We start from the raw sequence: 12526 nt of genomic DNA on the forward strand, positions 1-12526 counted from the left end.
CCGGGCCCGCCGGAGGGGTCAGTCCTTGGAGGACTGGATCAGCGACGGCGCGACGGCGCTGCTCAGCGTGAGCTCGTCGTTCGCCCCGAAGGTCACTGTCTCGCCGGTGATGCGATCCTGCAGCCACTTGGCCAGGAACAGCACACCCACCATCAGGTAGGAGACGAGGAACAGCACGTGCGTGTCGCTCAGCGCGAACGCGTCAGGCAGACCGGGCACGCTGTCGTGGATCACGCCGAAGAGTGACAGGATCCCGGCGAGGGCGCTGATGATCGCGCCCTGAAGGGGCAGGTTGCGGATCGCGAAGATCGCGATCATGCCCCACAGCAGCGACGACAGCGGTGCGCCGTTGCCCAGCGCGGCGATGCCGGTGAAGTAGGTGCCTGCGCCGTTGAGCGCCTCGGCCCCGACTTCGGCCGCATTGGTGCCGACCGACTTCAGCGTGTTGTTGATCAGGCTGTTCGCCCAGTTCGCGATCCACGGGAAGAGCGCGACGAAGATGACGGGCAGCTCCACCTTCGGCGTCTCGCGCACCGACTGCGCGGCGGTGACGATGCCGATGTAGATGAGGATCGGCGCGATCGCGGCCATCGGCACGATCGACAGCAGCAGCGCGCTCATGCCGAACAGACCGACGGCGAACATCGTGATGCCGTTGAGCATCGTGTAGCCGATGCCCGCGCCCATCTCCTTGTATGCGGTGTGTCCGATGTACACCGTCACGGGGTACGGGTTTCCCATCAGCGCGCCGACCATGGTCGCTCCGCCGTTCACCAGCATGACCGGACGAGCGCTGTAGTGGTCGCCCGCCGCCTCTGCGGCCTCGATGTTCTCGAGGTCGAAGACGTAGTTGGCGAGAGCCAGCGGTACAGCCGAGGCCAGGAACGGAGCCGAGTGCGCGATCCCGTCGAAGAAGCTGCCGATCGACACCTGCGGCGGGTGCCAGCCCGCGTGCACGAGTGCGGCCTGGACGGCTTCGGGCGTCTGCAGCCCGAACGCCCATGCGGCCGCCGTGCCGACGATGAGCAGCAGCAGCCCGGTGGGGACCTTGCCGAGGAACGGCGCGCGGCCGAACCAGTTCATGAAGACGATCACCAGCACGAGGAAGGCGACCACGGGGAACTGGAAGCTCTGCAGCATCGGGTTCATCGCCAGCAGCAGCAGGCCGAGACCGGCGAGGCAGGCGAGCAGCACGGAGCGAGGCACGGCGCGGCGCAGAAGGTCTCCGAAGAACGAGCCGACCACGAGGATCAGTCCTTCGAGGAAGCCCCAGACCAGACCGATGCCGACAGCCAGCTCGGCGTCCTGCGTCGTCGAGTACACGGGCAGGATGACGAGGAACGTCACCGTGAAGATCGACGGCGCGCTCGGTCCCGACGGGAGCGCCACGACGTCGCCGCGGCCCTCCTTCGCCGCGAGCCGTCGGGCGAACCAGACGTACATCGACGATGTGATCAGGATCGCGAGACCGAACGCGGGCGCGATGCGCCCGACGACCATGTCCACGGGCAGACCGGCCATGGTGAGCAGCGCCGTGAAGGTGATGATGTTCGTGAGGTTGTTGGTGAACAGAGCGAAGAAGGCGGCGATGTCGCCCTTCTTCCACCACTTCAGCTGGGTGCCCGCTGCGGGGGCGGCGGCGGTCACGGCTTCACCGTGTCTGCAAGGGCGCGCAGCGCCTTCTGGAACGCCTCCACCGGCGGGTGGGTGATGCCTGCGCCGATCATGCCTATGCCGGGCTCTTTATGAGCGATGGCGGTGTTGATGACGGGCAGGATCCCGGTCTCCATCACCTTGCGCACGTCGATGCCGGAGGGGACGCCCATGAAGTCGAGCGCAGGGATCGTGATGTTCGGGTTGTTGCCCGTCGTGATCGCGTTCATCGTGCGCGAGTATCCCATCGCCTCGTCGACTGTTCCGCCGACGAGCGCGACGATCGCGGGGGCTGCGGCCATGGCGAAGCCGCCGATGCCGAACGTCTCGGTGATGGCCGAGTCGCCCATGTCGAGCCCTGAGTCGTCGCGGGTGTATCCGGCGAACATCGGGCCGATCACCTCCTGGGCCGGTCCAGTGAACCACTGTCCGCCCGTGCCCGCGACGCGGATGCCGAACTCGACCCCGTTGCGCGCCATCGTCGTGACGATGGTCGAGTTCTCGACGCCGTTCGCCGCATCCATGGATGCCTTGGCGGCGACCATCCAGGTCGGGCCTGAGAAGTAGTCGGATGAGGCGACGAAGTCGAAGACCTCGCGCTTCTCCTTCGTCGTGAAGTCGGTCTCCAGGATGTACGGGGCGAGCGCCTGGATCAGCAGCGTCGTGCCGGCGACATTGCGGTTGTGCGCCTCGTCGCCCATGTGCAGCGCCTGCGAGAGCATCAGCCGGAGGTCGAGACCGTCCTCGTTCAGTGCCATTGCGGCCGACAGGATCGGGCCGAACACGTCGCGCATCCAGTTGAGCCGGTCGATCACCGACTGGTCGTTGGCGCCGAAGCGCAGGATCTTCGACAGCTGCTCAGACAGGTTGGTGAAGGCGGTGTTGCCGTGCGTGCGGTTGGTGACCTTGTGCACCCACATGCTCGCGCTGGTCACTCCGGCCATCGAGCCGACGGACTGGTGCTCGTGGCACGGCGAGAAGGTGATCTCACCCGACGCCGCGAGCTCGAACGCCTCGTCGATGTCCTTCGCGAGGCCCTCGAAGACCAGTGCGCCGGTGACGGCGCCCTTCATGGGGCCGGACATCCGGGTGAACTCGATGGGGGGTCCGGCGTGCAGGATCGTCTTGGCCGTCATGCCCGGCACGGTGTCGATCGCCTGACCGAAGCCCTCGAGGAACGGCTGAGCCGACAGGATGCGATCGAGAGCCACCTGGTTCGCGGCGTCGATGCGCTCGGCGACTGCGGGGTCCTCGAGACGGCTCAGCGCGGCGATCACGTCGGGGTCGCCGCCGCCGGGCGGGGTCCAGTCCATCAGGACCGGGTCGACGCCCTGCTTCTTCAGGTCGTCGGCGAACATGTCGAGGCCGAGGTTGACCGGCTTCAGGTTCGCGGAGAACAGGTCGTTGACGCTCATCAGTTGTCACCCTTCGCGACGAATTCGCGGGCCAGCAGCCCGAGGTTGGTTGAGGAGGAGGCGATCGTGACCCCGGCCGCCTCGAGCTGGGCGATCTGCTCGCCGATCGCAGGGGTGTCGAGGTCGGTGCCGAGCACGTAACCGAGGATCTCGAGGTGGTGACCGCGTTCGGCGGCGATAGCCTTCGCCTCGGTGATCGCGGGGATCGTGACGCCGACCGGGTCGGCGTGTGCGCCGAAGCCGAGTACGAAGTCCATCGCGATGACGCCGACCGACGGGTCCTTGGCCTCTTCCACGATCCGCTGCAGGCGCAGCGACGGGTCGATCATCGGGTGCGGGCGGCCGTTGGTGAAGTCGTCGTCGCCCATGTCGAGGAACGTGTGCTCGCGCGAGTCGTCCATGGCCCCGATCCGGTACGCCGGGTCCTTCTGGATGTTCGAGTACACGTTGTCGTACTTCGCCAGCGCGGCGAACATCGACTCGTCGCACAGGGTTCCGCCGCAGAACAGGCCGCGCACGTACTTCTGCTCCGGGGCCAGCTTGGCTCGCACCTCTTCGATGAGCGGGATGTTCAGCGGGTGCTTGTCGAGGGTCGACTCGTCGATGCCAGAGGCGACGACCGCGGCGATCGCGAGCGGCTTCGTGCCTGCGGTGACCATCGTGACGTTGTCGTACCCCGACTCGGTGCGGTCGGAGCCGAGGAAGGTCACGAAGACGGGCTTGGACGCCTGCCCCGCCACCTCGAGCACCTTCGCGGCGACGTCCTCCGCCGGTGGCTTGGAGATGACGACGATGACGGAGGTCTCGGGATCGGCGTCGAGGGCGCGGATGCCGTCGATCATCGAGATGCCGCCGATCTCGGTGCTCAGGTCGCGCCCGCCGGTGCCGATCAGCTGCGAGACGCCGCCGCCGAAGTCGTGGATGCGGACGGAGACCTCCTGGCTGCCGGTGCCCGAGGCGCCCACGATGCCGATGCTGCCGCGACGCACGGCGTTGGCGAAGGCCAGGCCGGTGCCGTTGATGATCGCGGTGCCGCAGTCCGGGCCCATCACGATAAGGCCCTTCTCGTGCGCGAGGGTCTTGAGCGCGAGCTCATCCTCGACCGAGACGTTGTCCGAGAAGATCATCACGTTCTTGCCGGCGTTCAGCGCCTTGCGCGCCTCGCGGGCGGCGAATGCGCCGTTGACCGAGATGATCACGAGGTTCGTGTCCGGTGCCTCGTGGAAGGCGCCGTCGAGGGTGCGGTAGCGCACCTCCTGGGCATCCGCGGCCTCCCTGTCCTTGCGGGCGAGGATGTCGTCGACGGCGGCGATCGCCGCTTCGAGCGCGTCGTCCGCGGCGTCGATGACGATCATGAGGTCGCTGGGGCGGGCCTCGTCGATCGCGGGATCGTCGACGCCGACGCCAGCGAGCACCTCCTTGTTCATCGGGGTCGCCATGCCGAGCAGGGCCTGGGTGACGCCGTCGACGGCGTTCGCCTTGGTGCTCATGGACATGAGCGAGACCGAGTCGAGGTACGTGTTCTTCCTGATTTCGATGTGTCTGGTCATCGTCGTCCTTTCGGGTCTGTCAGGCCTGGTGGTTCTCGAGGATCGCGACGATCTCGTCGTAGCCGCGCTCGCGGGCGAGGTCGGCGGGGGAGGTGCCCCACGGGTCGGGCATGCCGGGCTTGGCGCCGTGTGCGAGCAGGAGCTCGACGATCTGCTGCCGCACGGGTCCGCCGTCGCCGAGGATGATCGTCTCGATGAGCGCGGTCCAGCCGAGGTTGTTGGTGAGGTTCACGTTGATGCGGGTGTTCTCGAGCAGGTAGCGCACGACCTCGAGGTGACCCTTCTCGGCCGCGGGGGTCAGGCCGTTGCCGCCCATGCGGGTCAGGCGCTTGAGGTCGGCACCCGCCTCGGCCATCATCTTCACGAGCTCGAGCTGGTCGTTGATGCAGCCGAACAGGAACGGGTTCGAGCAGGTCTGATCCTGGGCATCGATGTCCACGCCCTCGGCGATGAGCGCGCGCACGACATCGAGGTGTCCGCCGCGTGCGGCCAGGAGGATGGCCGTGGCCTCCTCGCGGTCGACCGCGTCCTTGTCGGCGCCCTCGGCGAGGGCGGCCCTGACGCCTTCGAGGTCTCCTGCGGCGGCGCTGTCGAGGTAGCGCTCGTCGATCGTGCGTGCAGTGCTCATCGATGATCTCCTTGATCGGATGGGATTGGTCGGATGTGGGATGCGGCGAGCACGACGCCCAGGCGGATGCCGGTGAGGATGTCGTGCCCGGAAGTGTGGCCGATCTCGGCGGTGCCGGCGACGGCGGTGCGCAGAGCGGCAGCATCGCCCGAGATGACAGCGTCCATCAGGTCGTGCATGCGCCGGCGCGCCCTTCCGCCGAGCGCTGCGCGCAGCGTGACCTCGCTCAGCTGGGTCGTGCGGCGGTGGGCGGTCGCGGCGGCGGCGCGCAGAGGAGCGAGCAGCGTGCTCAGCCCGAATCCGGGATGCGCGGCGACGAATGCGAGACCGGTGAGCACGTCGTCGCCTGACGGCGTCAGCCCCTCGCCCAGCCCGAGAAGCCGCTCGGCGGCCGCGGCGGTCGCGTCGGCGGCGTCGGGTGCATCCGTCGCGATCAGTTCTCGGGCCGAGGCCTGCAGTCGGTGGATGCCTGCCGCGAGGGCGTCGGCCGCGAGAGCGCCGAATGGCGTCGTGGCGGCGGGGGAGGGCACGGCGTCCAGCACGGCGCAGGCGCCGCGGAGCGAGTCGGTCGAGGGGATGCCCGTGGTGGCGCCGAGCACGCGGCGGTCGCGAGGGTCGAGGACGATGCGAACCTCGTCGTCCGCGGGACGCAGCACGACGGCATCGTCGGCGAGGAGCACATCGTCGCCTGCCCGTGCGGATGCGACGGCCGGCCAGTCCCGCTCGGAGATGCGGACGGTCCAGGGCGCGTCGTCCAGGCGCTCATGAGCGAGTGCGATGAGCGCGGCCCCTCGACGGATGTTGACCACGCTCCGGTGCACGGAGTGCACGGCGACGCCGACGGCGGGGGCATCGCTGCCGCCTGAGAGCGTCTCCTCAAGCGCAGCATCCCAGGTGTGCGCGCGAAGCGCGACAGGGGTGGCGACGGGGGTCATCGTCTTCTCTCCGAGGCATCCGGGCCGCCCGTGGTGACAGTCGGACGGATGCTGTGAAATGTCTTCGGTATAGGTATACCATTTGTGCAAATGGAATACCATCCATGAATCTGGAGTACCAGCTCAGCCTCAACAAGGGAGACAGAATGCGCATCGTGGTGGCACTGGGTGGAAACGCCCTCGCACGTCGTGGCGAGCCGATGACCGCCGAATACCTGCGGGCCAACGTCCGCTCCACCTGCGAGGCCCTCGCCGCCCTGGCGAGCGAGAACGAGATGGTCATCACGCACGGCAACGGCCCCCAGGTCGGTCTGCTGGCGCTGCAGAACCTCGCCTACCAGGACGTGGCCGCCTACCCGCTCGACATCCTCGGCGCAGAGACCCAGGGCATGATCGGATACGTCGTGCAGCAGGAGCTCTCCAACGCGCTGAACGGCGCACGCGAAGTGGCCGGCATCATCACCACCACGGTGGTCGACGAGTCCGATCCCGCGTTCGAGCGCCCCACCAAGCTCATCGGCCCGCAGTACTCGGCGCACGACGCCGCCGAGGCGGCTGCCGAGTACCGCTGGACCATCGCCAAGGACGGCAACGCGTTCCGGCGCGTCGTCCCGTCGCCCGATCCGCTGTCGATCGTCCAGGCGCCGCTGATCCGCCGACTGCTCGAGGCCGGCAGTCTCGCCGTCTGCGTCGGCGGTGGCGGTGTCCCCGTTCGCATCGACTCGAAGGGGCGTCATGTGGGCGTGCAGGCCGTGGTCGACAAGGACCTCGCGTCGGCAGCGCTCGCGGCCGACATCGGCGCGGACGTCCTCATCATGCTCACCGACGGCGACTACGTCAGCGAGAACTGGGGCACACCCGAGCAGCGTGACATCCACACCGCGTCGGCAGACGCTGTCGCCGCGATGACGTTTGCCGAGGGGTCCATGCAGCCCAAGATCGACGCAGCCATCCGCGTCGCTCGTGCGGGCGGTCGCGCCCTGATCGGGCCGCTCGACCGTCTCGACGACCTGCTGGCGCGTCGCATCGGCACCGAGATCGTGCCGACCCTCAAGGAGGGGATCCGCTGGGTCGAGAGCGCCCCGACGAAGTCCGCCTGACCCGATCCGAGCACGTGAGGTGCGAGGATGAACCTGTGAGCAGAGCAGACGACCGCGGACTGGAATCCGGCAGGGTCGCGTCGTGGCTGCGCGACGCCATCCTCGACGGGGTCCGCGAACCCGGCAGCAAGCTGATCGAACGCGATCTCGCCAGCGAGTTCGGCGTGAGCCGTGTCCCGGTGCGCGACGCGCTCAAGGTGCTCGAGGCCGAGGGGCTCGTCGAGCTGCGTCCTCGCACCTGGGCGATCGTCCGGGAGTTCACGGCTGCAGACCTCGCCGATCTCGACGAGGTGCGCCAGGTGCTGGAGCCGATGGCCTTCCGGCTCGCGGCGGAGCGCCATCGGCGAGACGGTCTGGACAGGCTTCAGCTGGCTCTGCACGAGGAGCAGGACAGCGCGGCGCAGGACGACCCGATCGTCTCCCGCCGTGCCGCCGCGGACTTCCATGAGATCGTCGTCGAGCTGGCGGACAACAGACTGCTCATGGCGCTCATGCAGAGCATCCGCAGCAGGCTGCGCTGGTCGCTCGTGCAGCACGACGACCTGGTGCACATCGCCGACGAGCATGTCGCCCTGTTCGAGGCGATCCGCGACAGGGACGGCGACAGGGCGAGCGAACTCGCCTACGCTCACGTCGACAGCAGCCGCCGCGAGCGGCTGTCGCATGCGGCATCGCTGCACGCCGCCCCGGTATCCTTGCGAGATGACCCGCCGCACCCTTGACCAGTCGTCGAAGCTGAGGAACGTCCTCTACGAGATCCGGGGCAAGGCTCTTCTCGAGGCGGCCCGTCTCGAGGCCGAGGGCCACCAAATCCTCAAGCTGAACACGGGCAACCCCGCCACCTTCGGCTTCGAGGCCCCGCACCAGATCGTGCGCGACATGCTGGCCGCCCTGCCGACGGCCCACGGGTACAGCGACAGCAAGGGTGTGATCACGGCCCGACGCGCAGTCGTCAGCCGCTACGAGGAGGTCGAGGGCTTCCCGCGCTTCGACCCCGACGACGTCTTCCTCGGCAACGGCGTCTCCGAGCTGATCACGATGGTCATGCAGGCCCTGCTCGATGAGGGCGACGAGGTGCTGATCCCTGCGCCGGACTACCCGCTGTGGACGGCGATGACCTCGCTCGCGGGCGGAACGCCCGTGCACTACATCTGCGACGAGGAGAACGGCTGGCAGCCTGACCTCGAGGACGTGCGCTCGAAGGTGACGCCGCGCACCAAGGCGATCGTCATCATCAACCCGAACAACCCCACCGGCGCGGTGTACTCGCGGGAGGTGCTCGAGGGACTCGTGCAGATCGCCCGCGAGAACGAGCTGCTGCTGCTCTCTGACGAGATCTACGATCGCATCCTGTTCGACGACGCGCAGCACATCCCGACCGCCACTCTCGCGCCCGATCTGCTCTGCCTCACCTTCAACGGGCTGTCCAAGACCTACCGGGTCGCCGGCTACCGCTCCGGATGGCTGGTCGTCACCGGCCCGAAGTCGCACGCACGAGGATTCCTCGAGGGCATCACGCTGCTGGCGTCCACTCGCCTGTGCCCGAACGTCCCCGCGCAGTACGCCGTGCAGGCGGCTCTGGGGGAGTGCAGTCGATCGATGCGCTGATCGCGCCGACCGGGCGCCTTCACGAGCAGCGCGACATCGCCTGGACCGGGCTCGAGGCCATCCCCGGAGTGAGCTGCGTGAAGCCGGAGGGTGCGCTCTACGCGTTCCCTCGGCTCGACCCGAGGTGCACGAGATCCGCGACGACGAGAAGCTGGTGTACGACCTCCTCGTGTCCGAGAAGATCCTGCTCGTGCAGGGCACCGGGTTCAACTGGGCGACGCCGGACCACCTCCGGGTGGTCACGCTGCCCGAGGCGCGTGTGCTCAGCGAGGCCGTCGAGCGACTCGGGAACTTCCTCTCGAGCTACCGGCAGTGACTGTCGAGCTGCCGGCGGTGACCTCGGCTCGGGCGCCGAGGCCCGCGGCCACCCGCCGCACCGCGCCCACGAGCTGAGAGCGCGGCGAGACGTCGGCGATCGCTCTCGCGTGCAGCGCAGCGGCATCGGCGGAGCGCTGATCATGCGGCACGAAGGCGACATCCTCGATGCCGGCGAAGCGACTCAGGGTGCGTCGGATCTGGCCTCTGGCGTCTATGCCGAGCGGGCCGGGCCTCACTCGGTTGGCCACGACCGTCACGGGGGCGTCCCCCACGAGGTGGCGCAGCTCTGCGTACCCCCGGAGGAAGCGGCTGACCCCCAGCGGGTCGGCGCTGAGCACGGCGATCACGGCGTCGGCCTCTCGCAGCGCTGCGGACGTGGCGGCGTGGCGCTGCGGGGCATCCGGGCCCAGCTGGTCGTCGTCCTCATCGAACGCCGCCGCGACGTCGACGACGATCTCGTCCTGCCATCCGCGCGCGACGGCGAGAACGGTGCGCAGCCGAGCAGGCGCCAGCTCGGGCCACCGGTTCGGCCGGTTGAGTCCGACGAGCACGTCGAGCGGTCCCGCCGACGTCTCCACCGGCACCGCGAGCCGCGCCAGCTCCGCCGCGTCGAGGCTTCCGAGCTGCGCTCGCCGGCACGCGGCGGCGAGCCCGGGCGACTCGTCGCCCAGCCCCAGCTGCAGCGCCACAGACGGCGCGACGCTGTCGGCATCCACCAGTGCGGTCCTGCGCCCTGCCCTGGTCAGCTCCACGGCCAGCTCGATGGCGAGTGTGGTGCGGCCGGGCGCACCCTCCGGACCCCACACGGCGAGAACGCGGGGCGGGCGGTCGGATCCGGTGGATGCCGCGACGCCTCCCACCGCGGCGATCGCGGCCAGCACCTGCGAGGCGGGGGTGTCGAGTGGGATCGGCTCGGGCAGGCCGAAGCGAGAGGTGATGCGGGAGCCGTCCGAGCCGATCGGCACGAGGCGCACCCCGGCTCGATCGCAGGCGCTGACCAGCGCGGCTGTGAGGAGCGAGCGAGTCGGCGGGACGAGCAGCGCATCCACGCCGTCGAGCGCGAGGTCGGGCAGGGCCGTCGGCGCCACGATCGTCACCCGCGCCCCCTCGAGTTCGAGGTCGGTCGCCAGCATGCCGACGGCGCCGCCGACGTCGACGATGATCAGATCGGTCATGAGCCCGCCAGGGTGGGAACGAGCGAGATGGCATCCCCGCCGGTGATCGCCGCGAGCACGTCCGCCACGTCGGCCCTGTCGACGACGACCTCGACGTCGATGCGTGCGCCCGCGAGCATCCCCTCCTCCTCGGCCACGTCGGCCACCACCGCGTCGCCCACGAGGATCCGCGGCTCCTCGAACGCGCGTCCGTCCTCGAGCGGCGGGGCGTGCCACACCTCGACGGCCGTACCGGGGGCGACGTCGGCCGGGAGTGCGGTGCTGCTGATCACGACGGACGTGGTTCGCAGATCCTCCGCATCGCCGACGGCGGCGAGGGGCACCAGCTCGCCGGCCGCGAGGGCGCGGACGGCGACGGCCCCCGATTCCAGGCTCTGCGGGGCGAGGTAGGCGTCGGCGAGCGGCCCCAGCCCCACGTCCACGACCTGAAGCTCAGCCGAGCTGATCCGCTCACCCGGCAGCACCGTCCGCGTCGCCTGAAGAACCGGGACGGTCTGACGCGACGACGACACCAGGAGCCACACGCCGGCGATGGAGGCGAGCACGAGCACGACGCCGATCACGAATCGCAGGTCGCCGAACAGCGGGCGGTGGGCACGGAAGCGCGTCATGCACACATCGTCACAGAAGACGGCGGTCCTCGCCGGAGTTTTCCACAGCCGCCGTTTCGGCCGTGCTTTTGCGCCGCAGACAGAGGAGAATGCTGGCATGCCAGATGCATCCGGAGCCGAACCGCGCTTCCTCTCTCCCGCGCAGGTCGCGGAGCTGCTCGGCATCGAGGTCGACGAGGTCATCGCCCTCGTCCACGATGGTCGCCTGCGCGGATCCCAGCTGGGATCGCCGCCGCGCTGGCGGGTCGAGTACTCGAGCCTCGCCGAGTATCTCGATGCTCAGTCCGAGGAGTCGCGGCGGATGGCCCTGTGGCGGCAGTCCAACGAGGCGAGCTTCCCCGAGGTCTGGGGCACGACGCCGCTGAGGCGCGACTGACCCGCCCTTCATAGTGCAGCCGAGGCGTCTTCGACCCTCACCCAGCTGAGCGCGGCGAACGGGATGCTGCGGAATCCGCGCACCGATCGGAGCCTGCGCGCCTCATTCGGATCGTGCAGCGCGAGGTCGAGATGATCGGCGCCGGCGCGGTCGATCGTGCCGTGGCGGGGGTCTCCGGAGCGCGTGCCGACGGTCACGGGAACGCGGCGTCGCGCGAGGTCGCGCATGACGAAGCCGAGAGTCATCCGCGCAGTCAGGCCGTCATCGGGTGCGTCGGGGGCGAGGCTGTCGAGCAGCGTTCCGTGGTCGACGGCGAGCGACTCGATCGCGGTCAGCGGCGCGATGCGCAGCCGGGGGTCGTCGCCGGCGCTGGCGCCGACCCAGTCCGCCCCCGTGACACGCAGCACGGCGTCCCACCGCTCGCCTCCGTGCAGCTCCAGCACGGCCCTGGCGCCGCTCATCGCGCGCAGGCGATCCCGCAGGGTCAGCTTCGCGATGCGCAGTCGCTCGGACTCGGCATCGAGTGCCGCGCGCTCCGATTCCCATTCGGCCGCGAGCTGACCCTCGAGGTCGTCGAAGAGATGCTCCCATTCCACGCCTCGACAGTAGAGGAGGAGGATGCGCGCCCGCGCCGGTTATCCACAGGCCGGCGGATGGTCTTCGAGCGGGTTCGGCGCCGTGTGCTACTTTCGTGGGGTTCGCCGCGAAGAAGGGCGGGCACCACGAGCCGGGGGGATCGGGGAATGACGACGACCACGTTGAACGAGTACTTCGCTCCGCAACCGACGTCCGCTGCGGAGCTGCCCGATCCGGTGCCGCTGCTGCGCAGCCTCACGCATGGCGCACTGGAGGTCCTCGCCGGTGTGCGCGAGGTCGACCAGCTGGCCCGCTGGTTCAGCGAAGACGCGTTCCGCGCGCTCGTGACCAGGGCGAATCTGTCGGCGCGCGCCAGGAGCGCACGCAATCAGGCACCCACGCGGCCGAGCTTCCAGATCCTCTCGATTCGTGAGAGCGCCCCGGTCGACAACGTCATCGAAGCGGTGGTCGTCGTGGCGGGACCGGGACGGACACGTGCCGTCGCGATCCGCCTCGAGGGCTTCGACAGCCGATGGCGCGCGAGCTCACTCGCCATCCTCTGAGTGCACCCCGTCGCTGCG

12 protein-coding genes and 1 pseudogene are annotated in these 12526 nt (G+C 69.3%); 5 read left to right on the plus strand and 8 right to left on the minus strand.

What is annotated here, in order from left to right; genetic code table 11:
- Positions 1 to 18: 18 nt before the first annotated feature.
- From FVO59_RS11525 to FVO59_RS11545, 5 genes are read right to left on the minus strand one after another with little or no spacing between them, the layout of a single operon-like run.
- Entirely contained in the window at positions 19 to 1647 is a 1629-nt protein-coding gene (locus tag FVO59_RS11525) for a SulP family inorganic anion transporter (RefSeq protein WP_220465667.1), read from the minus strand.
- Positions 1644 to 3068, minus strand: coding sequence for a YlbE family protein (locus FVO59_RS11530; protein WP_259363194.1), 1425 nt, complete (start codon positions 3066 to 3068; stop codon positions 1644 to 1646). The genes FVO59_RS11525 and FVO59_RS11530 overlap by 4 nt, the downstream gene beginning before the upstream one ends.
- A complete protein-coding gene (gene fdrA, locus FVO59_RS11535) occupies positions 3068 to 4618 on the minus strand; it encodes an acyl-CoA synthetase FdrA (RefSeq protein WP_182252762.1) in 1551 nt (516 codons plus the stop codon). Before fdrA ends, FVO59_RS11530 begins: the two co-directional genes overlap by 1 nt.
- 19 nt (positions 4619 to 4637) lie before the next feature.
- On the minus strand, positions 4638 to 5246 hold the full coding sequence (locus FVO59_RS11540) for an ankyrin repeat domain-containing protein (protein WP_182252763.1): 609 nt from the start codon (positions 5244 to 5246) through the stop codon (positions 4638 to 4640).
- Positions 5243 to 6181, minus strand: coding sequence for an oxamate carbamoyltransferase subunit AllH family protein (locus FVO59_RS11545; protein WP_182252764.1), 939 nt, complete (start codon positions 6179 to 6181; stop codon positions 5243 to 5245). The genes FVO59_RS11540 and FVO59_RS11545 overlap by 4 nt, the downstream gene beginning before the upstream one ends.
- 104 nt (positions 6182 to 6285) lie before the next feature.
- On the opposite strand from FVO59_RS11545, the gene FVO59_RS11550 reads away from it, so the two are divergent.
- The 3 genes and pseudogenes from FVO59_RS11550 (at position 6286) to FVO59_RS11560 (ending at position 9205) form a co-directional block, all read left to right on the plus strand.
- Complete coding sequence (locus tag FVO59_RS11550; protein ID WP_259363196.1) at positions 6286 to 7281, plus strand: carbamate kinase; 996 nt, start codon at positions 6286 to 6288, stop codon at positions 7279 to 7281.
- 35 nt (positions 7282 to 7316) lie between these two features.
- The gene (locus tag FVO59_RS11555; RefSeq protein WP_182252765.1) at positions 7317 to 8003 is read left to right on the plus strand and encodes a GntR family transcriptional regulator; all 687 of its coding nucleotides are present in this window, start codon (positions 7317 to 7319) and stop codon (positions 8001 to 8003) included.
- Positions 7984 to 9205 (plus strand): annotated as a pseudogene (locus FVO59_RS11560) (pyridoxal phosphate-dependent aminotransferase). The gene FVO59_RS11555 and the pseudogene FVO59_RS11560 overlap by 20 nt, the downstream one beginning before the upstream one ends.
- Here the strand turns inward: FVO59_RS11560 and FVO59_RS11565 are convergent.
- On the minus strand, positions 9153 to 10382 hold the full coding sequence (locus FVO59_RS11565) for a CpaE/TadZ family protein (RefSeq protein WP_182252766.1): 1230 nt from the start codon (positions 10380 to 10382) through the stop codon (positions 9153 to 9155). The pseudogene FVO59_RS11560 and the gene FVO59_RS11565 sit on opposite strands and share 53 nt — an antisense overlap.
- Complete coding sequence (locus FVO59_RS11570; protein WP_182252767.1) at positions 10379 to 10993, minus strand: CpaB family protein; 615 nt, start codon at positions 10991 to 10993, stop codon at positions 10379 to 10381. The genes FVO59_RS11565 and FVO59_RS11570 overlap by 4 nt, the downstream gene beginning before the upstream one ends.
- A 97-nt stretch (positions 10994 to 11090) precedes the next feature.
- Between FVO59_RS11570 and FVO59_RS11575 the strand changes: the two genes are divergently transcribed.
- Positions 11091 to 11369, plus strand: a complete 279-nt coding sequence (locus FVO59_RS11575; RefSeq protein WP_182252768.1) for a helix-turn-helix domain-containing protein — start codon at positions 11091 to 11093, stop codon at positions 11367 to 11369.
- An 8-nt stretch (positions 11370 to 11377) separates the two neighbouring features.
- Here FVO59_RS11575 and FVO59_RS11580 read toward each other — a convergent pair whose 3' ends face one another.
- A complete protein-coding gene (locus FVO59_RS11580; protein ID WP_182252769.1) occupies positions 11378 to 11965 on the minus strand; it encodes a hypothetical protein in 588 nt (195 codons plus the stop codon).
- Between the two features lie 147 nt (positions 11966 to 12112).
- Between FVO59_RS11580 and FVO59_RS11585 the strand changes: the two genes are divergently transcribed.
- Positions 12113 to 12508, plus strand: coding sequence for an Rv3235 family protein (locus FVO59_RS11585; protein ID WP_182252770.1), 396 nt, complete (start codon positions 12113 to 12115; stop codon positions 12506 to 12508).
- Positions 12509 to 12526 lie beyond the last annotated feature (18 nt).

It is taken from the genome of Microbacterium esteraromaticum, assembly GCF_014084045.1.
GTDB lineage: Bacteria > Actinomycetota > Actinomycetes > Actinomycetales > Microbacteriaceae > Microbacterium > Microbacterium esteraromaticum_D.

Excerpts from the sequence above, each read along its gene's own strand:
- FVO59_RS11575 (WP_182252768.1), top strand. The coding sequence starts at position 11,091 with ATGCCAGATGCATCCGGAGCCGAACCGCGCTTCCTCTCTCCCGCGCAG.
- FVO59_RS11550 (WP_259363196.1), top strand. The coding sequence starts at position 6,286 with ATGAATCTGGAGTACCAGCTCAGCCTCAACAAGGGAGACAGAATGCGC.
- FVO59_RS11540 (WP_182252763.1), bottom strand. The coding sequence starts at position 5,246 with ATGAGCACTGCACGCACGATCGACGAGCGCTACCTCGACAGCGCCGCC.
- FVO59_RS11565 (WP_182252766.1), bottom strand. The coding sequence starts at position 10,382 with ATGACCGATCTGATCATCGTCGACGTCGGCGGCGCCGTCGGCATGCTG.
- FVO59_RS11585 (WP_182252770.1), top strand. The coding sequence starts at position 12,113 with ATGACGACGACCACGTTGAACGAGTACTTCGCTCCGCAACCGACGTCC.
- FVO59_RS11570 (WP_182252767.1), bottom strand. The coding sequence starts at position 10,993 with ATGACGCGCTTCCGTGCCCACCGCCCGCTGTTCGGCGACCTGCGATTC.
- FVO59_RS11530 (WP_259363194.1), bottom strand. The coding sequence starts at position 3,068 with ATGAGCGTCAACGACCTGTTCTCCGCGAACCTGAAGCCGGTCAACCTC.
- fdrA (WP_182252762.1), bottom strand. The coding sequence starts at position 4,618 with ATGACCAGACACATCGAAATCAGGAAGAACACGTACCTCGACTCGGTC.
- FVO59_RS11545 (WP_182252764.1), bottom strand. The coding sequence starts at position 6,181 with ATGACCCCCGTCGCCACCCCTGTCGCGCTTCGCGCGCACACCTGGGAT.